The organism is Nocardia sp. NPDC055165 (assembly GCF_053606985.1).
In genome coordinates this window covers 732,423-749,727 of the sequence record NZ_JBSGSS010000001.1, presented here as the reverse complement: position 1 = coordinate 749,727, position 17,305 = coordinate 732,423, and the positions used below count along the sequence as shown (strand labels likewise).

17 protein-coding genes are annotated in these 17,305 nt (G+C 67.9%); 9 read left to right on the top strand and 8 right to left on the bottom strand.

The window, feature by feature from the left end; genetic code table 11:
- Positions 1-62: 62 nt before the first annotated feature.
- From ACWFRF_RS03625 to ACWFRF_RS03615, 3 genes are all read right to left on the bottom strand, one after another.
- Entirely contained in the window at positions 63-482 is a 420-nt protein-coding gene (locus ACWFRF_RS03625) for an STAS domain-containing protein (RefSeq protein WP_378995053.1), read from the bottom strand.
- A 136-nt stretch (positions 483-618) separates the two neighbouring features.
- Positions 619-1,458: an RNA polymerase sigma factor SigF gene (locus ACWFRF_RS03620; RefSeq protein ID WP_379313982.1), complete on the bottom strand. Its 840-nt coding sequence runs from the start codon at positions 1,456-1,458 to the stop codon at positions 619-621.
- A 97-nt stretch (positions 1,459-1,555) separates the two neighbouring features.
- Positions 1,556-1,993, bottom strand: a complete 438-nt coding sequence (locus tag ACWFRF_RS03615; RefSeq protein WP_452448782.1) for an anti-sigma factor — start codon at positions 1,991-1,993, stop codon at positions 1,556-1,558.
- Positions 1,994-2,304: 311 nt separating this feature from the next.
- Here ACWFRF_RS03615 and ACWFRF_RS03610 point away from each other — a divergent pair, with 311 nt between their 5' ends.
- Positions 2,305-4,452 carry a catalase gene (locus ACWFRF_RS03610; RefSeq protein WP_452448781.1) on the top strand — a complete coding sequence of 716 codons (2,148 nt, stop codon included), beginning with the start codon at positions 2,305-2,307 and terminating at the stop codon, positions 4,450-4,452.
- A 271-nt stretch (positions 4,453-4,723) separates the two neighbouring features.
- Positions 4,724-5,137 carry a hypothetical protein gene (locus ACWFRF_RS03605; RefSeq protein WP_452448780.1) on the top strand — a complete coding sequence of 138 codons (414 nt, stop codon included), beginning with the start codon at positions 4,724-4,726 and terminating at the stop codon, positions 5,135-5,137.
- 55 nt (positions 5,138-5,192) lie between these two features.
- Here ACWFRF_RS03605 and ACWFRF_RS03600 read toward each other — a convergent pair whose 3' ends face one another.
- Positions 5,193-5,879 carry a PAS and ANTAR domain-containing protein gene (locus ACWFRF_RS03600; RefSeq protein WP_452448778.1) on the bottom strand — a complete coding sequence of 229 codons (687 nt, stop codon included), beginning with the start codon at positions 5,877-5,879 and terminating at the stop codon, positions 5,193-5,195.
- Between the two features lie 124 nt (positions 5,880-6,003).
- Here ACWFRF_RS03600 and ACWFRF_RS03595 point away from each other — a divergent pair, with 124 nt between their 5' ends.
- From ACWFRF_RS03595 to ACWFRF_RS03585, 3 genes are all read left to right on the top strand, one after another.
- Positions 6,004-6,177, top strand: coding sequence for a CsbD family protein (locus ACWFRF_RS03595; RefSeq protein ID WP_378995042.1), 174 nt, complete (start codon positions 6,004-6,006; stop codon positions 6,175-6,177).
- Between the two features lie 79 nt (positions 6,178-6,256).
- Entirely contained in the window at positions 6,257-7,360 is a 1,104-nt protein-coding gene (locus ACWFRF_RS03590; RefSeq protein WP_387448578.1) for a glutamate--cysteine ligase 2, read from the top strand.
- Positions 7,361-7,508: 148 nt separating this feature from the next.
- A complete protein-coding gene (locus ACWFRF_RS03585) occupies positions 7,509-7,949 on the top strand; it encodes an anti-sigma factor antagonist (RefSeq protein ID WP_387448575.1) in 441 nt (146 codons plus the stop codon).
- A 27-nt stretch (positions 7,950-7,976) separates the two neighbouring features.
- Here ACWFRF_RS03585 and ACWFRF_RS03580 read toward each other — a convergent pair whose 3' ends face one another.
- Positions 7,977-8,762, bottom strand: a complete 786-nt coding sequence (locus ACWFRF_RS03580) for an alpha/beta fold hydrolase (protein ID WP_379315119.1) — start codon at positions 8,760-8,762, stop codon at positions 7,977-7,979.
- A gap of 184 nt (positions 8,763-8,946) precedes the next feature.
- Between ACWFRF_RS03580 and ACWFRF_RS03575 the strand changes: the two genes are divergently transcribed.
- The 4 genes from ACWFRF_RS03575 (at position 8,947) to ACWFRF_RS03560 (ending at position 13,929) form a co-directional block, all read left to right on the top strand.
- On the top strand, positions 8,947-10,185 hold the full coding sequence (locus ACWFRF_RS03575; protein ID WP_452448777.1) for an alpha/beta hydrolase family protein: 1,239 nt from the start codon (positions 8,947-8,949) through the stop codon (positions 10,183-10,185).
- 194 nt (positions 10,186-10,379) lie between these two features.
- Positions 10,380-10,883: a 2Fe-2S iron-sulfur cluster-binding protein gene (locus tag ACWFRF_RS03570; protein WP_379315121.1), complete on the top strand. Its 504-nt coding sequence runs from the start codon at positions 10,380-10,382 to the stop codon at positions 10,881-10,883.
- Positions 10,880-11,866, top strand: a complete 987-nt coding sequence (locus tag ACWFRF_RS03565; protein WP_452448776.1) for an FAD binding domain-containing protein — start codon at positions 10,880-10,882, stop codon at positions 11,864-11,866. The genes ACWFRF_RS03570 and ACWFRF_RS03565 overlap by 4 nt, the downstream gene beginning before the upstream one ends.
- A complete protein-coding gene (locus ACWFRF_RS03560) occupies positions 11,863-13,929 on the top strand; it encodes a xanthine dehydrogenase family protein molybdopterin-binding subunit (protein WP_452448775.1) in 2,067 nt (688 codons plus the stop codon). The genes ACWFRF_RS03565 and ACWFRF_RS03560 overlap by 4 nt, the downstream gene beginning before the upstream one ends.
- Here the strand turns inward: ACWFRF_RS03560 and ACWFRF_RS03555 are convergent, their stop codons facing one another.
- Genes ACWFRF_RS03555 through ACWFRF_RS03545 form a run of 3 tightly spaced genes read right to left on the bottom strand, consistent with a single transcriptional unit; the run spans position 13,930 to position 17,236 of the window.
- A complete protein-coding gene (locus tag ACWFRF_RS03555; protein WP_452448774.1) occupies positions 13,930-15,117 on the bottom strand; it encodes a lipase family protein in 1,188 nt (395 codons plus the stop codon).
- Between the two features lie 9 nt (positions 15,118-15,126).
- Positions 15,127-16,314, bottom strand: coding sequence for a lipase family protein (locus ACWFRF_RS03550; protein WP_452448837.1), 1,188 nt, complete (start codon positions 16,312-16,314; stop codon positions 15,127-15,129).
- A 25-nt stretch (positions 16,315-16,339) separates the two neighbouring features.
- Positions 16,340-17,236 carry an oxidoreductase gene (locus ACWFRF_RS03545; protein ID WP_452448773.1) on the bottom strand — a complete coding sequence of 299 codons (897 nt, stop codon included), beginning with the start codon at positions 17,234-17,236 and terminating at the stop codon, positions 16,340-16,342.
- Positions 17,237-17,305: the final 69 nt, after the last annotated feature.

Below are 17,305 nucleotides of genomic sequence, written 5' to 3'. Positions count from 1 at the left end.
AGCGTGCGCCGGAGTGGCTTCATCGAGCGCATACCCAGGATCAGGGTGATCGAAACGGCCTGTCAGTGACCTGGTTCCGATCGGGAGGCTTCGTCGATCGACAGGTAACACCGGAACAGCGGCCGCACACCGACCAGATCCAGCGCTCGCTCCACCTCACGGGTTCCGGTGAGCAGGCGAATGTCCACCCGGTGCGTCCACGCCTCGACCTTGGCGTCGCGCAGCATCGCCGCGACGCGGATACTCAGGAATTCGGTGTCGCGCAGGTCGATGACGACGACACGTGCGCCCGAACGCACGGAGCGATCGAGGAGCGAACGGAATCGCGGCATGCGCGCCGCGTCGAGCTCGATGCCGCCCTGGAGTACCCAGCAGCCAGGTCGTCCCGGGTCGCGCAAGGCCGGCTCGGCCGCGGTATCCGCGGAGCAGCCGCGGTACCAGCGCAGCCGACTCGAATGCCGACGATCCGTGACGACAGACATGAAACCTCCTGTGCGACAGGAATGACCGGTCGTCGCTGCCGACAGGCGTCTACCGGCTCGGGGGAGCGGTAGACGAGGACCGGGGTCGGCTGGAGGTCTCAACCTGGAACAATTCTGGCACGTGTCGCCGCCGCTGTCACTGGGTCGACGTCGGCTCGGCGAGCGCTTGCTCACGCAGAAAGGTCAAGGTCCGCGACAGGATCCGCGAGACCTGCATCTGTGAGACACCCAGGTGCTCGGCGATCTGGCCCTGCGTCTGGGACTCGTAGAAACGCATGATCAGCACCTGCCGTTCCTCGGCGGGCAGCGCGGCGATCAGCGGGCGTACCGCCATCGCATCCTCGGTGAGTTGGTAGCAGGGCTCGTCGCTGCCGAGCGTGTCGGTGATCGGCTGGGTGGAGTTGTCTCGGCCGTCGTGGGTGACGCCGTCGATGGAGTTGGTCTGGTAGCCGTTGCCCGCGACCAGCGTGCGGGTCACCTCGACCAGGTCGACATCGAGTTCGTCGGCGAGTTCGTGCGCGGTGGGGAACCGGCCGAGCCGCTGCGAGAGTTCCTCGGTGGCGGGCCCGATCCTGAGCTGGATCTCCTTGAGCCGGCGCGGCACCCGGACCGCCCATGTGCGATCACGGAAGTGCCTGCGCACCTCACCCATGATCGTCGGGATCGCGAAGGACAGAAATGAGGAGCCGCGGGTGACGTCATAGCGATCTACGGCGAGCACCAGGCCCACTCTGGCGGTCTGCTCGAGGTCGTCGAACTGCTCGCCGCGGCCGTTGAACTTGCGCGCGATGTGATCGGCGAGCGGCAAGCACAGTTCGATGACCTGCGCGCGCACGGTGTCGTGGTGTTCGTCGCCGGGCTCGAGCGCCCGCAGCTTCTCGAACCACGGTTCGATGTTGTCGTAGCTGTCGCCGTGCGAATGGGATCGCCGGGCGGTCGAACGGTCGGCCGAAACTGTCGTTGATTCCCATGTCATCGCTACTTGCCTCACTTCCAGGCGGTTGCAGATGTGTTCATGGGGTACCCACCGGGACCCGGGGCTATGCCCTACCCACGAGGCTAGCGCGCAATGGTCACGACTTGGCAGGTCCGTGCAATCGCCGGATCCAGCCGAATTCGACCGTGGTGGGGTAGCCGCCGCGGGCCGCGTCGAACCCGGCGTAGTCGGTGCGCAGCGCGTCGGTCAGCGTCGCGACGACGTGCCAGCCGAAGGACTGCTCATCGAGGCCGGCGGGCTCTCGTGCCACTGCGCTCACCCGGGCGCCGAGCGCTCCGTCCCCACCGGTGAACGCACAGTCGAGCAGGGAGTCCGGCGTCGCGACCAGCATCAATGCAGTGGCGACCTCGTCGAGAGCCAGCAGCAGGTCGGTGACCTCGTCGAGCGCGAAACCACCGACGAGCAGCACTGTCTCGGCGAGGGCGTGCACCATGCTCAGCTGGTCCAGTTCGGCGGGCACCTGGAACCCGACAGTTCTCGAGCGGGGAGCGGTGTCGCGATCTCGAGCCCGCACGCCACCTCCCTCATCCACTACCGTTTGTCGGAGGTTACCCCGTAACCGCCGGGTCACGCCTCGAGCTCATTTCGGGTCGTTGCCCGTCGACTCCGGTTCTCCCGGTCGCCTGCCCCGGGTCTTGCGCATCACCAGCACCACCGCGACGAGGGCAACCAAAGCCACGATCGCAATTATCTCCATAGGCGCCGCTTACCCCACGAGCCGAGTCCGAACCGCTGTTTGCCCCGCCGATAACGCGGTAGTCCGTCGAAGAAGTGGCAGGCCGTTCTCCGAATTCCCCGCGCGCGACGAAGGGACGACGAAATACCATGACCGACCGCGATATTCCGTCCGAATTCACCCATCCGCCGACTCCGCCCGACGAGGACGCCGGGACACCGTGTGAGCAGGCGGGTCCGGCAGCCGACCAGCAGGGGCCCGCGCTGCGCAGCCCCACGGGTGCGCCGATTCCCGGTGACGCGAGCGTGCGCGCCCAGCAGGGGCCTCGGCTGACCACCCCGCAGGGCGCGGGGGTGGCCGACACCGATCACGCGCTCAAGGCGGGACCGCGCGGCCCGACGCTGCTGCAGGACTTCCACCTGCGCGAGAAGATCACCCACTTCGATCACGAACGCATCCCCGAGCGGGTGGTGCACGCTCGGGGCACCGCCGCTCACGGTGTGTTCGTCGCCAACGGCGCCGCCGCGTCGCTGACCCGCGCGAAATTCCTGGCCGCCGACGCGCGCACCCCGGTCTTCGTACGATTCTCGACGGTGCTCGGCTCCCGCGGGTCGGCCGACACGGTGCGCGACACCCGCGGTTTCGCGGTGAAGTTCTATACCGGCGAAGGGGTCTACGACCTGGTCGGTAACAACATTCCGGTGTTCTTCATCCAGGAAGCGATCAAATTCCCCGATGTGATCCACGCAGGCAAGCCCGAGCCGGATCGGGAGATCCCGCAAGCGCAATCCGCCCACGACACTTTCTGGGATTTCGTCACGCTGCACACCGAGGCGACCGCCCATACCTTCTGGAACATGTCGGACCGGGCGCTGCCACGGTCGTTGCGGATGATGGAGGGATTCGGCGTCCACACCTATCGCCTCGTTGCCGAGGACGGCACGACGAGTCTGGTGAAATTCCACTGGAAGCCGCGCCTGGGCGTGCATTCGATGCTGTGGGAGGAAACACAGCTCACGGCCGGTTTCGACCCGGACTTCCATCGCCGGGATCTGGCCGACACGATCGCGGCGGGCTACGCACCGGAATGGGATTTCGGTGTGCAGGTATTTCCCGACACTCCCGATCACCTCTTCGAGGGCATCGATCTGCTCGACCCGACCAAGATCGTCCCCGAGGAACTCGCGCCGGTGCGGACTATCGGCACCCTGCGGCTCACCGCGAATCCGGAGAATTTCTTCGCCGAAACCGAACAGGTGGCCTTCTGCCCCACACATCTGGTTCCGGGCATCGAGGTCACCGACGACCCACTGCTGCAGGGCAGGCTGTTCTCCTATCTCGACACCCAGATCAGTCGGCTCGGCGGCCCGAATTTCACCCAGTTGCCGATCAATACGCCGCACGCCGACGTCAACGACCTCTTTCGGGACGGGATGCACCAGGGTGTCGTCCACCCCGGAGTCGCTGCCTACAAACCCAATTCGCTCGGCGGCGGGTGCCCCTATGCGGCGAGTTTCGCCGGCGAAGCCTTCGTCGAATCGCCGACACCCATTCCGCCGCCGACCGCGAAACTGCGGACCTCCGCCAACAGTGCGGGATCGGTGTCGTTCGCCGACCATTACTCGCAGCCGCGCATGTTCTATCGCAGCCTGACCACCGGCGAACAGCAGCATCTCGCCGATGCGTTCTCCTTCGAACTCGGGAAATGCCAGTCCGAGACGATTCAGCGGCGCGCTCTGCAGATGCTGGTCAATGTCGACGACGGGCTGGCCGACTACGTCGCCGGTCAACTCGGTCTCGACAAGCCCGCCCCGAACAGCGACCATGTCGACCTCGCGCCGAGTCCCGCGTTGTCGCAGCGACACGGCAGTTTCCCGGTGGACGGGCGGACGGTGGCGCTGCTGGTCGATGACACCACCTCGGGCGACGCGATACGGGAGGTCTCGACCGCGCTGGAAGAGGCCAGGGTCCGGCCGATGGTTGTCGCGGCGCGCGGCGGTGTCATCGACGGTGTGCCGGTGGCGCGGACTTTCGCCACAATGCGATCGGTCGAATTCGACGGCGCGCTGTTGCTGGCCGCGCCGGCGGACTCCCGCGTGAACCTGCTGGTCGAGGAGATGTGGCGGCACGGCAAGGCGATCGCCGCGGTCGGCACCGCGGCCTCGGTGCTGCAGCGCAACGACATCGAACCCGATGCACCGGGAATCACGGTCGCCGACGCGGTGGCAGCGACGAGCGCGCTGCTCACCGATCTGGCCGAGCATCGTGCGTGGGCGCGCATCGAAGCCGGCTCCTGACCCACACCGACACTGCGCGCGTCCGTCGTTTCGAGTGCGAATGCGCGGGCATCCCACGAGTGTGGCGATCAGCCGAATGTGGAACGGGCGCCGAAGAAACGGCTCAGCCACGCTTTCGTAGGACGGTGTCGACACCGGAGTTACCTCGGGGCAGGTCGAGCGCACCATCACGATGCCAACGACGTCATCGCGGTGCGCGCTCGACCTGCGTCGCGGCCTTTCGCGGGTGCCCAACGGCGTGCGCCCGCCGCAACACCGACGACAGGAGGCGATGATGTTCGCGATCGAGCGCACCGAGTCGAACCCGGTGCCGACGCCGCCGGAACCCACACCACCAGGCCCGCCGCCGGACCCGTTCCTGCCGAACCCGGGCGATCCGGTGCCCGCCCCACCCAGCCCACCCAGCCCGCCGAGCCCGCCCGGCCCGGATCCGATTCCGCGCCCGCCGAGCCCGCCCGGCCCGGATCCGGTGCCCCCGCCGCCGAGCCCACCCGGTCCCGATCCGGTGCCCGCCCCGCCGACTCCGCCCGGTCCCGGTGATCCGGTGCCCGTTCCGCCGGAGCCGCCGGGCCCCGACGTTCCCCCGCCGCCGATCCTTCGAGGTCTCAGCGCGGCACTAGATCTCGGCTCGGCTCTGACCGCGTCCTCGGTGTCACCGCGCCTCGAACTCGCGGCGCGGCCATAGGGAATCAGGGAGGTCGGTTCTCTGGACCACCGCCCGGCCCCGCTGGGTGTCGCCACTAACCGTTGCGGTCCACCTGGGCGCCTTCGTGCGCGGTCAGCAGGACGTGGTCGAGCCGGGTGCGCAACCGCACCTCGTCACCGGCCACCGTCGGCAGCGCGGCGACCACGCGTTCGGCGATGGCGCGTAGCTTCACGTTGGTCTCCTGCGAGCGCCACTGGAGTACCCGGAACGCCTGGTCGGCGCTGACGCTGTAGGCGAGCATCAACGCGCCTTTGGCCTGTTCGATCACCATGCGCGCCTCCAGCAGCACCGGCAGGGTGCTGTCGAGCGCCTCGCGCCGGTATTCGGCCGCGGTGTCGGACAGGTCGATGTAATAGCCCTCGGTGCCGATCACCGTCCCGTCCACGTCGGCGAGCGGCTCCGACACGACCAGCACATCGCGCACCCGGCCGTGCGTATCGATGATGCGGTGGTGGCTGGAGAACGCGCCGCTGTCCTCGACCGAGGTGATCATGGCCGCGACCCGATCACGATCGTCGGGATGCTTGTGCGAGAGCAGCATTTCGGTCGTCGGCACGGTGCCGGGCCGGTAACCGTGCATCCGTGCGACCTCATCGGACCATTCCCATTGCCGGGTGGCGAATCGAAACCGGAATCGGCCGACCGTCAACGAGTCGCCGACCCCGACCACGCGTTCGACAAGCGCGCGCTCTGCGGTGGATGCGTTGTCCAGTTCGGTCATGTGTTGATTATTCACCCTGGACGCCGAGCCTGTTTGCACCTGACAGACCCGGGTAGGCCGTCGATGGGTCCCCAGGACGGCCCACGGCCACCGAGTGGCCGAGAAACAGCCTGAAAGGAATGTCATGGGTATCGCTGACAAGGCGAAGAACAAGGCCGAAGAGCTGGCAGGCAAGGCCAAGGAAGCCACCGGCCGCGCCACCGACGATCGCGATCTCGAGAACGAGGGTCGCGGCGAGCAGGCCAAGTCGAACCTGAAGGACGCAGGCGAGAAGGTCAAGGACGCTTTCCGCGACTGACCGGCCACGCCGCCGGGGTCATCGGTCCTTCACCGGGCCGATGACCCGGGCCCGCTCCGCAGGTGCTGGAGGTGAGCAAGTGTCCGCGCATGTACCGACGGTCGGCGTCGAGGAAGAGTTCCTGCTGACCGATCCCGCGTCCGGCGCGCCCGCGCCGAAGAACACGCTGGTCGCCGAGACGGCGAAGAAGGCCGGGATCGATCTGCAGCTGGAGCTGACGAGCTGTCAGGTCGAGACGAGTAGCGCGGTGCACTCCGAGATCGGCGCCTTGCTGGCGGAATTGCGGACCGCACGGCGCCGGGTGGCCGAATGCGCGGCCGAGCACGGCACCCGGTTGCTGGCGGTCGCGGTTCCACCGACCGTCCCCGAGGGATACCCGGTTACCGATACGCCGCGCTATCAGCGGATCGCGCACTCTTTCGGCATGATCGCCCACGAGCAGGGGCTGTGTGGGTGCCACGTGCACGTGGCGGTGCCCGACCGCGAAACCGCGGTGCTGGTGAGCAATCATGTCCGGCCACGATTGCCGGTACTGCTCGCCTTGACCGCGAATTCGGCGATCTACCGCGGCAGCGAGACCGGCTACGCGAGTTGGCGCAGTATTTTGTGGCGCCGGTGGCCCAGCGCCGGTCCGCCGCCGTATTTCGCGTCGCTGCGTGACTACGAATCGATGGTCGCGATGATGCGATCCAGCGGCAGCATCCTGGACAACAAGATGGTCTATTGGGATGTCCGCCCGTCGGAATCCTTTCCTACTGTCGAGATCCGCGTGAGCGATGTCCCGGCGACAGCCGAGGAATCCGCCTTGCTGGCCGCCCTCATCCGCGGAATCGTCACTACCGCGCTCGACGCGATCGCGCAGGACATTCCCGCTCCCACGGTGCCCGGCGAAGTCCTGCGCGCCGCCTATTGGAACGCCGCGCGATCCGGGCTCGACGGCAACGGCCTCGACCTCGTCGCGGGTCGCGTCGTTCCCCACCAGGACCTGCTGGCCGGGCTGGTCGAGGACATCGCGTCGGCATTGCATCGTTGTGGTGACCACGACTTCGTCACCGATGCGGTCAGGGCCCTCAGTGAGCGCGGAAACGGCGCGCGCCGGCAGTTGGCGGCGATGAACAGGCGACGCGAGATCGCCGATGTGATCGGTGAACTCGCCGACGCCACCCTCGAGGGCTGCCGCTGATCGTTAGGCCGCGCGCATCAGATCCATCACATTCGCAGACACCATCGATTCGGCGTGCTCAAATGGGATCACCAGCCGATTTTGAGCCACCAGGACCGGCTGGGGCAGTGTGTGTGTATGCCTGCCGGTGTCGAGGGATCGGGCACTCGTGAACACCCATTCCGGCCATGGCGACCAACCGTCGCGGATCGATGAATCCGACTCGGCACTGCGTGCGGAGGTCACCCTCCATCACACGGCCACTGTTCTGCATGTGCACGGCGAGATCGACGCGTGCAACCTGCCTCGATGGCGCATCATTCTCGACGCAGCCATCACGGCGGAGGGCGAGTCGGGCCACCTGGTGATCGACATCAGGGACGTGACGTTCATGTCCTGCCGGGCGATCCTCGACATGGCGACCCGCGCCCAGCAGAGCCGGCTGCGGATGAGTGTGGTCAATCCCGTGCCGTCGGTCACCAACCGGATCATCGTCGCGGCCGGTCTCACCGAGTGGCTACCCGTCTACCCGAGCCGAACCGAGGCTCTGGCCGCCGCGCCCGCGCAGCCCACCCGAACGATTCCCCCGGCGTCGTGGACGACGACGTAGACCTGGGCAGGCAACCCAGGTCCGGGTTCAATCGTTCGCAACGGAGTCGGTGAGAATCGGCAGCAACGCCTTGGCGCTGACCATGTGGTCCTGCCCGGCGAGCACCCGGTGCGACGCCTGGGGAATCGCCGCGGCGAGCTCCCGGGACACCTGATGCATCCCGGTCGGGTTCTTCTCCCCGACAACGACTTTCACGGGAACCCGGATCTCCTCGAACCGTTGCACCGGTGGCAGTGTTTCGGTGATCGCGATGTCGTACATCAGTGTGGGGGCGAGGGCCTTCATCGTTGTCCACCCGGGAAACAGCGGCAGCAGCGCGACGAACGCGCCCGGCATCCCGATCCCGCGCAGAAACGCCTTCAGCGCTCGCGCGTTCTTCGCCTGGTCGAGCAGCGCACGCACCGTGGCGGCCAGCTCGGCGTAGGACGCCCGTTCGGTCTCGTCGTGCACATAGGGGGCGTCGTAGATCACGACCCTGTCGATCTTGTCCGGCATCCGTACCGCCGCTTCGAGCGCCAGCGCGGCACCCGAGGAATGTCCGTAGAGAATCGCGCGCCCACCGGCGGCGTCCACCATCGCCTCGATGTCGTCGACTTCCCGCTCGATCGCATACGGCTGTAGGTCCCCGCTGTCCCCGCGCCCGCGCCGGTCGTAGTTGTAGACGGTGAAGCGCGTGGCGAACACCCGCACGTCGCCGGCGATCGGCCGAAACCGCCGGAAACACGTCGCGCCGGTGATGTACACCAGCGCGGGCCCGTCACCGGACACGTCGTAGGCGAGTTCGGTGCCATCTTTCGACGTAGCGATCCTCATAGCTCGTTCCTTTCGGTGCCCGGCGCGCGCGGATCCCGATCGATCCACTGTCTACCACTACGACGATGTCGCCCCCGCAAACTCATCGGTGCGCCACGGGAGCCCGGCCCGGCGGAGCGGTATATTGCGCCGCGGCCCGACCGGGAACGTGTTCGACGCGACGAATCAGGAGGATTCAGTGGTGATGGGATCAGGCACGGAGTCGGCGTCGATCGTCGTGCGTCGATGCGCACGGGCGGTCGCGGTGGTGCTGGCCGTCTGCGCTTCGGCGGTCCCAGCCGCCTCCGCCGACCCCGCGTCGGCCGGTCTCGAATTCTATTCTCCGGCACCGGATTCGGTGGCCGGCGAGCACGGATCGGTGATCTCGTCACAGCCGATTGCCGGGGAGCCGGGACTGCCTGGGGCGCGCAATTTCCTTGTGCTCTACCGGTCGGTGGATGTGCACGGTCAGCCGGTCGCCGTCTCCGGTACGGTCGCTGTTCCCGAGGGAACGCCGCCGCCCGGCGGTTGGCCGCTGATCTCCTGGGCACACGGCACCACCGGCACCGCCGATGTGTGCGCACCGTCGCGGGACACCGGCACGGGGTTCCCCGCTCACGACTACACCTCGTTGACGCGCGAGACCCTGGCACGATGGATCGCCGCCGGATACGCGGTGGCGCAGACCGACTATCAGGGTTTGGGTACGCCGGGCCCGCACGGGTATCTGATCGGGGAGGCCGAGCAGCGTGCGGTCGCGGACATGGCGCTGGCGGCGCGGGTGATCGCGCCCGAGATCGGGACTCGCTGGGTGGCGATGGGGCATTCGCAGGGTGGTCAGGCCGCCGTCTTCGCCAACGCGCGCTCGCAGCAGTGGGCGCCGCAGTTGCGCTTGCTCGGTGCGGTGGCAATGGCACCCGCCTCGCATCTGGGGCCGGTCGTGCAGGCTTTCGCCCTCGCCCAGCGAACCGGCATCGCGGCGAAGGTGGACGCACCGGCGGGCTCGGTGTCGTTCATTCCGTTGTTCATCCGTGGCGCCCAGACCGTCGCCGACATCGATCCGTCGGCATTTCTTACCGCCGAAGCTGATTCGATGGTGGGCCAGGCCGATGACCGCTGCATCGGACAGCTGCGTGAGCGGGATTCCTGGGGCGGGCTCGGCGCGGGTGACACGTTCTCCGCCGACGCCGATTCCAGTGCGCTGGTGCGAGTTCTCGACGGCAACGACCCCAGCGGGCTGGCGCTGACCACCCCGATGCTGGTGTTGCAGGGCAAGGCCGACACCGTCGTCCTGCCCGCCGGCACCGACGCCATGGTCGCTCAGCAGCAGCTGACCGGCCAACCCGTGGAATACCGCACCTACCCCGGCGTCGATCACCGCGCCATCCTCGGCGCGAGCAACGACGACGCCCTCGCCTGGGTGAACGCCCGCTTCGCCCGCTGACTCACAGCGCGCACGTCCCGGTGATCCCGCCGGTCGTGATGTCCGGTGAAACCACGGCGGATGTGGTCGAGGTCCACGATGGCCAACGGCCGGATTGGTAGCGTGGCCGAGGTGCGCACAGTGGTTGCGTACGTGCTGGTAGCGGGCCCGGAGGGTCTGTGCGGAGTCGGTGTCCCACGACGAGAGGCCGTTCGATGCGAGCGCGGATCAAGGTGACTGTCGATGGGCGGACGCGGGTGGTGGACATCGACACCCGCACCACCCTGTTGGATGCCCTGCGTGAACAGCTGGGCGTCACCAGTCCGAAGAAGGGCTGCGATCGCGGGCAGTGCGGGTCGTGCACTGTCCTGCTGGACGGCCGAAGGGCGACGTCGTGCCTCGCGCTGGCCGTCGCACACGACGGGGCGACAATCGTCACCGCCGACGGACTGGCCGACGGTGACGACCTGCATCCGGTCCAGCGAGCATTCCTCGAACACGACGGCTTCCAGTGCGGCTACTGCACGCCGGGCCAGATCTGTTCGGCGGTCGGCATGCTCGACGAGGTGCGGGCGGGCGCCCCGAGTCACGTGACGGCGGACCCCACCGGCGAGATCGTGCTGAGCGCCGACGAGATCCGGGAACGAATGAGCGGCAATCTGTGTCGCTGCGGGGCGTATCCGAACATCGTCGCGGCGATTCAGGAGGTCGCTCGATGAGGGAGTTCACCTACGAACGCGCCACTGATGCGGGGCAAGCGGTAGCGGCGGTACTCGCCGACCCCGACGCCGTATTCCTCGGTGCGGGAACCAATCTCGTCGATCACCTCAAACTCGGGATCATCGCGCCGGGCAAGCTCGTCGATGTCAGCGGACTGCCGTTCGATCAGGTGACCCCGCTGCCCGACGGCGGTGTCCGCATCGGGTCGGCGGTGCGCAATGCCGATCTCGCCGCGCATCCGGTCATCCGGGCGCGGTACCCGATGCTGTCGGCGGCACTGTTGGCGGGCGCGTCGGCCCAGTTGCGCAATCTCGCCACCACCGGCGGAAATCTGTTGCAGCGCACCAGATGTCCCTACTTCCAGGATTCGACTGTGCCGTGCAACAAGCGCGAACCGGGCAGCGGATGCTCGGCGATCGGCGGGTTCGATCGCGACCAGGCCATCCTCGGCGCGTCCGATCAGTGCATCGCCACCCATCCCTCCGACATGGCGGTGGCGATGGCCGGGCTGGGTGCGGTCGTGCGGGTGCTCGGCGCCGTCGGTGAGCGCGAGATCCCACTGGCCGACTTCTACCGGCTGCCCGGCGACGAACCCGACCGGGACACGGTCCTCGACCACGGTGACCTGATCACCGCCGTCGACCTGCCCGCGCTCGAGTGGGCGAGCACCTCCACCTACCGCAAGGTCCGCGATCGTGCGTCGTTCGCGTTCGCCCTGGTGTCGGTGGCCGCCGCCGTCGACATCGCCGACGGCCTCGTGCGAGATGTGCGGATCGCGTTCGGCGGTGTCGCTGCCAAACCATGGCGGGCATTCGCCGCCGAGGCCCAACTGCGTGGCCGGGCCGCCACCGAGGAGAACTTCGCCGCCGCGGCCGATGCCGAACTCGCCGGCGCGCGCGCACAGCGTCAGAACGGTTTCAAGATCCCTTTGGCGCGCAATGTGCTGGTCGCGACCCTGCGCGAGCTGAGCGAGGTGCGATGAACCCACCGGCGATCGGCAGCTCACCCACCCGTGTCGACGGACCGGCCAAACTCCGTGGTGTCGCGCCCTACGCGATGGAGCATCCGCAGCGGGATCCGTTGTACGGCTACGTGATTCAGTCGACGATCGTCCGCGGGCGCATCCGCGAGATCGACACTTCCGTGGCCGCACGGAAGGACGGCGTCGTCACCGTGCTCACCCACCACAACGCTCCCCGGCTGGCCGTCGACGACGACAACGAACTGTTCATCCTGCAAAACGGCGAGGTCGCGTTCCGTGGGCAAGTGATCGGCGCCGTCATCGCGACGAGCCTGGAAGTCGCCTGCGAAGCCGCCGCCCAGGTGCGCGTGACCTATGACGAGCAGCCCGCCGCCGTCACCCTCGACGCCGACCTCTACACCCCGCAGGAGGTGAGCGGCGGCTTTCCCACCGACACCACGATCGGTGACGTCGACGCCGCCATGGCGATCGCCCCGGTCACCGTCGACCACACCTATACGACCGCGATGGTCCACAACAACCCGATGGAACCGCATGCCACCATCGCGCACTGGACCGACGACACTTTGACGCTGTTCGACTCCACCCAGGGCCCCCACGTGGTGCGCGCCGAGATCGCGGCCCTGTTCGGCCTGGCGCCCGAGCGGGTGCGGGTGATCGCGCCCTTCGTCGGCGGTGGCTTCGGATCCAAAGGTGAGCCGCACGCCAATATCGTGCTCGCGGCGATGGCCGCGAAACTCTGCGACGGGCGACCCGTGAAACTGCCGCTGACCAGGCAACAGCTGTTCTCACTCGCCGGTTATCGGACGCCGACTCGCCAGCGGGTCCGGCTCGGCGCGCACCCCGACGGCACCTTGACCGCCATTGCCCACGACGCGATCGCGCAGGTCTCCACGGTGAAGGAGTTCGCCGAGCAGACCGCCGTGGCGACCCGCGTGATGTACTCGGCGGCCAACCGATCGACCTCGCATCGTTTCGCGGCACTGAGTGTTCCCGTCTCGTCATGGATGCGGGCGCCCGGGCACTGTCCGGGCATGTTCGCCGCGGAGACGGCGATGGACGAACTCGCGGTCGCCCTCGGTATGGACCCGATCGCCTTGCGCATCCACAACGAACCCCAGGTCGACCCGGAATCAGGGCGCCCGTTCTCCACCCGTGGGCTGGTCGAATGCCTGGGTGCCGGGGCGCAGCGCTTCGGCTGGGCAGAGCGTGACCCGGCACCGAAGTCGCGCCGCGATGGCCGATGGCTGATCGGATCCGGGGTCGCCGCGGCGACCTACCCGGCCGACACCGCCGGGGGCAACAGCGCCCGCGTGCGCCACAGCGGCGACCGCTACGAAGTCGCCATCGGCGCCGTCGATATCGGTACCGGCACCTGGACCTCCCTCGGCCAGATCGCCGCCGACGCCCTCGGGGTCGACACGGATCGCATCGATCTGCGTATCGGCGATTCCGATCTCCCCCAGGGGACGGTCGCGGGCGGTTCGACCGGCATGGCGTCGTGGGGTTCGGCCGTGGTGGCCGCCGCGCGAGCGTTCCGTGACCGCTTCGGGCCGGAACCCGCCGACGGCGCCGAGATCACGGTCGAGGCGCCCGAATATCCAGGGAGAGAGAACTTTTCGACCCATGCGTTCGGCGCGCACTTCGTCGAGGTCCGCGTGCACACCGACACCGCCGAGATCCGGGTTCCGCGCGTGGTCAGCGTTTTCGGCGCGGGCCGCATCATCAATCCACGGATGGCCCGTTCCCAGTTCATCGGCGCTGTCACCATGGGTCTGTCGATGGCGCTGTGGGAAGAGAGCGAGTTCGATCCGCGCCTCGGCGCCGTGGTCAACCACGATCTCGCCGGGTACCACATCCCGGTCAACGCCGATATCGGCGAGATCGACGTCAGCTGGATCGACGAACACGATCCGCATCTGAACCCGATGGGCAGCAAGGGAATCGGCGAGATCGGCATCGTCGGCTCGGCGGCCGCGGTCGGCAACGCGGTCTACCACGCCACCGGCGTTCGCGTTCGCCGCGTCCCCATTCACCTCGAAGACCTGCTCGGCGCGCTCTGATCAGCAGCGGGTCGGCGCGGGTTCGCCGCGGAACCTGGCTTCGATGAAGTTCCAGGCCTCCGGCAGACCCGCCACCGCGGTCGTCATGTGCTCGGCGATCTGATAGCGGGAGAACGTGACCGGCGCGCCTGCCGCGCAGTAGCGGGTGGCTACGTCCTCGACGGCGTCGAACGGTGTCAGTTCGTCGAAGACGCCCTGCCAGATCAACATCGGCGTCTCGGGCACCTCGGGGTCGTAGCGCAAACTGTTCTCCCGCAACACCGCTCGTGCCTCGGGGCTGTCCATCAGGGACTTGGTCGCCGCCAGCTGTTCGGCGCTGCGGGCTATACCGTGGAACAGCAGGAAGCGCCGGCATTCGTCAGCGGTGAAATCACGGAACCACAGGCCTTCGCCGTTGAGCTGGTCGGAAATGGGCAGACGCTGGGGGTATTCGCGCTCCAGACCCATCGCCGCCGCCCAGGCGAGGCCGAAACCGGGATGGTGCCCGAAGCCGATCCCGAGGGCCATCTGTTCGAGGTCGGCCGGGATGCCGCCGGCGGCGACGCCCGCGAGCTTCAATTCCGGTGCGTAGGTCGGTTGCAGCGCGGCCGCCCACGCGGTCGCCAGCCCGCCGCCGGAGTACCCGGCGAGTGCGATGGGGGACTGGCCGAGACCGAGTTCGGGCGCGCGCTGGAGCGCTCGCACACTGTCGAGGGTGACCATGCCGCTGAGCCGGGCGGCGCCGTAGGCGACATTCGGCCCGAGGTAGTCCGGCAAGGCGACCGCCCAACCGCGGCCCAGCGGCAGAGCCGCGCCGAACGCGTCGGGGGTCTCGTCGTTGATCAGCGAGGTGGAAGGGTTGCATTTGGTGCCGAGGGAATTGATCAGCGCCTGGTAGGACACCAGCGGCGGGTTCGTGACACCGGCGGGGATCAGGACCGTGGTGACGCCCATGATCGGGTCACCCGCGGAGTTGGTCGAGCGGAAGGCGACGTGCCAGATATCGGTGCCCTGGTAGGGGCCGAGGTCGAACTTCCGTTGCCGCACCACATCACCGGGCGCGAAGTCGCCGATATCGGCCGGTGCGGTGAAGAAGGGATCGGGATTGGGGGTGGGGTAGTGCGGCTCCGGCGTCGCCGCGGGAGCGAAGATGGCGACGGTGAGGCCGTAGAACAGCACCGTGAGTGCGGCCGTCAAAATCCGGCGCATGATGGATCCTTATCTCTCGGGAAGTGAGCAGTTGCTCGGCGCGGGCTCGCCGCGGAAGCGGGCGTCGAGCCACGCGACGGCAGACGGGAAACCCATGACCGCGGTGGCCAGGTGGTCGGGGCTCGGATAGAGCTCCGAGTGCACCGGTGTCCCGGCCTCGCAGTAGCGCTGGTTCGTGCGATCGACCGCGTCGACGGGGATGAGTGGGTCGATGGGGGTGTGCCACTCGAAGATCGGGATCGTCGGCACGGGCTCGAACAGTTCCAGACTGTTGGCGTCGCCCACTTCCCACGCCCGGGGGTCGTCGATCAGTGAGACGGTCGAGGCGAGGTCGGAGGCGCTGTGCATGGCTCCGGCGGCGATGAGTTCGACCGTGCACCCGTTGGCCATGGCATCGCGTACCGCCAAGCCGGTGTCGTTGAGCTGCCCGCTGATCGGGAGGCGGTCGGGGTACTCGCGTTCGAGGCCGAGTGCCGCGGCCATCGCGAGACCGAACATGGGATGCGGGGCGAAGCCGAGGGCGCGCGCCATCGTGGTGATGTTCATCGGCACCCCGCCCTGCGCGGCGCCGACCAGGCGCAGTTCGGGCGCGTACTGCGGTGCGAGCGCGGCCGCCCAGCCGGTCGCCATGCCGCCGCCGGAGTACCCGAGCATGGCTGCCGGGCTGTCGGCGAGACCCAGTTCCGCGACCCTGGTCGCGGCGCGGATGCCGTCGAGGGTGATCTGTCCGCCGAGTCTGGCCGCGCCGTAGGCGGCGTTGGGGCCGAGATGGTCGGGCAGCGCGATGCTCCAGCCGCGCAGCAGCATCGTGTTCAGCAGCGGCACAGCGCGATAGAGCAGATTCGGATCGTAGGCGTAGAGGGCCCGCGAGACCGCGCACTGGGTACCGAGACCGTTGATGATGTGCTGGTAGGACAGCAACGGCGCGCCGGGGCGATGGTCTTGCGGGGTGAGGATCGTGGTGGTCGCGGCGATCGGCCTGCCTTGGGAGTCGTTGGACCGGAACTTCACCAAAGTGACTGTGGCGGTGGGGAAGTAGGGCAGTGGCTCCTGGACCCGGACCGCCAGTACAGCTCCGGGTTCCTTGCTCGCGATGTCGGCGGGCGCGGCGTAGAAGGGGTCGGGGTCGGGAGCCGGATACACCGGTGGTGCCCCGGTGGCCGCCGGCGGGCCGGAGGCGGTGAGAAGCCCGACCATGACGGCGCAAGCCAGGGTGCGCAGGCTAATTCTCACGGATCACCGCCGACGCGGGGTAGCGAACACCGGTGGCGCGTTCGGATGCCGTCCACAACTGCTGCCAGAGGGCCCGATCCTGCGACAGCGCGCTCGACGGGCAGGCGCTGACCGGTCCCCGGGTGTTGAACAGCTTGGTCGGGCCCCAATAGATATCGGGATCCGCATCCGTGGCGGTGGCGGCGTGGAGCATCGATTGTGCTGCCGCGGTCCGTGATTGGCCTACCAGGCGGATGAACGGCTCGGCGACGTAGTCGAGTGGCGTCTGCGTCTTGGCGACGAGGCCGGTCGGTGCGACGCCGGGGTGCACGGCGTAGGAACGCAGCGTCGACCCGGATTCGCGGAGCCTGCGCTGTAGTTCGCGGCCGAATATCAGGGTGGCCAGCTTCGATTCCGGATAGGCCGCGTGTCGACTGTATCGGCGGTGTTCGAAGCGCAGATCGTCGAGCGGCAGTGCCTTGGTCCACCCGTGGGAAATGCTCGACAACGAGATGACCCGGTCCTGGATCCGATCCAGCAGCAGGCCGGTCAACGCGAAGTGACCGAGATGGTTGACGCCGAATTGTGTTTCGAATCCGTCGGCGGTACGGGCGAACGGCACATTCATCAATCCGGCATTGTTGATCAGCACATCGAATTCGCCGCACTCTTGCGCGAAGCGCCGTACGTCGGACAGATCGGCAAGATCCAGGGCTGCCACGGAGATATCGCCGGCCAGCCGATCAGCGATGGCGCGACCCCGTTCGGTATCACGGCACGCCATGATCACCGTGGCGCCACGGGCTGCCAACGTGCGGGTTACCACCTCACCGAGGCCGCCGTTGGCTCCGGTGATCACGAATCGTCGGCCGTGCTGATCCGGTATCGGATCGGGAGTCCTTGCCATGGCGCATGACCTTACGAATCGTGGTCACCGGGTGGCAATGCGTTTGGAAAATGTCAGGGACGACGCGAG

Excerpts from the sequence above, each read along its gene's own strand:
- ACWFRF_RS03625 (WP_378995053.1), bottom strand. The coding sequence starts at position 482 with ATGTCTGTCGTCACGGATCGTCGGCATTCGAGTCGGCTGCGCTGGTAC.
- ACWFRF_RS03620 (WP_379313982.1), bottom strand. The coding sequence starts at position 1,458 with ATGACATGGGAATCAACGACAGTTTCGGCCGACCGTTCGACCGCCCGG.
- ACWFRF_RS03610 (WP_452448781.1), top strand. The coding sequence starts at position 2,305 with ATGACCGACCGCGATATTCCGTCCGAATTCACCCATCCGCCGACTCCG.
- ACWFRF_RS03605 (WP_452448780.1), top strand. The coding sequence starts at position 4,724 with ATGATGTTCGCGATCGAGCGCACCGAGTCGAACCCGGTGCCGACGCCG.
- ACWFRF_RS03600 (WP_452448778.1), bottom strand. The coding sequence starts at position 5,879 with ATGACCGAACTGGACAACGCATCCACCGCAGAGCGCGCGCTTGTCGAA.
- ACWFRF_RS03595 (WP_378995042.1), top strand. The coding sequence starts at position 6,004 with ATGGGTATCGCTGACAAGGCGAAGAACAAGGCCGAAGAGCTGGCAGGC.
- ACWFRF_RS03580 (WP_379315119.1), bottom strand. The coding sequence starts at position 8,762 with ATGAGGATCGCTACGTCGAAAGATGGCACCGAACTCGCCTACGACGTG.
- ACWFRF_RS03575 (WP_452448777.1), top strand. The coding sequence starts at position 8,947 with ATGGGATCAGGCACGGAGTCGGCGTCGATCGTCGTGCGTCGATGCGCA.
- ACWFRF_RS03570 (WP_379315121.1), top strand. The coding sequence starts at position 10,380 with ATGCGAGCGCGGATCAAGGTGACTGTCGATGGGCGGACGCGGGTGGTG.
- ACWFRF_RS03565 (WP_452448776.1), top strand. The coding sequence starts at position 10,880 with ATGAGGGAGTTCACCTACGAACGCGCCACTGATGCGGGGCAAGCGGTA.
- ACWFRF_RS03560 (WP_452448775.1), top strand. The coding sequence starts at position 11,863 with ATGAACCCACCGGCGATCGGCAGCTCACCCACCCGTGTCGACGGACCG.
- ACWFRF_RS03555 (WP_452448774.1), bottom strand. The coding sequence starts at position 15,117 with ATGCGCCGGATTTTGACGGCCGCACTCACGGTGCTGTTCTACGGCCTC.
- ACWFRF_RS03550 (WP_452448837.1), bottom strand. The coding sequence starts at position 16,314 with ATGGTCGGGCTTCTCACCGCCTCCGGCCCGCCGGCGGCCACCGGGGCA.
- ACWFRF_RS03545 (WP_452448773.1), bottom strand. The coding sequence starts at position 17,236 with ATGGCAAGGACTCCCGATCCGATACCGGATCAGCACGGCCGACGATTC.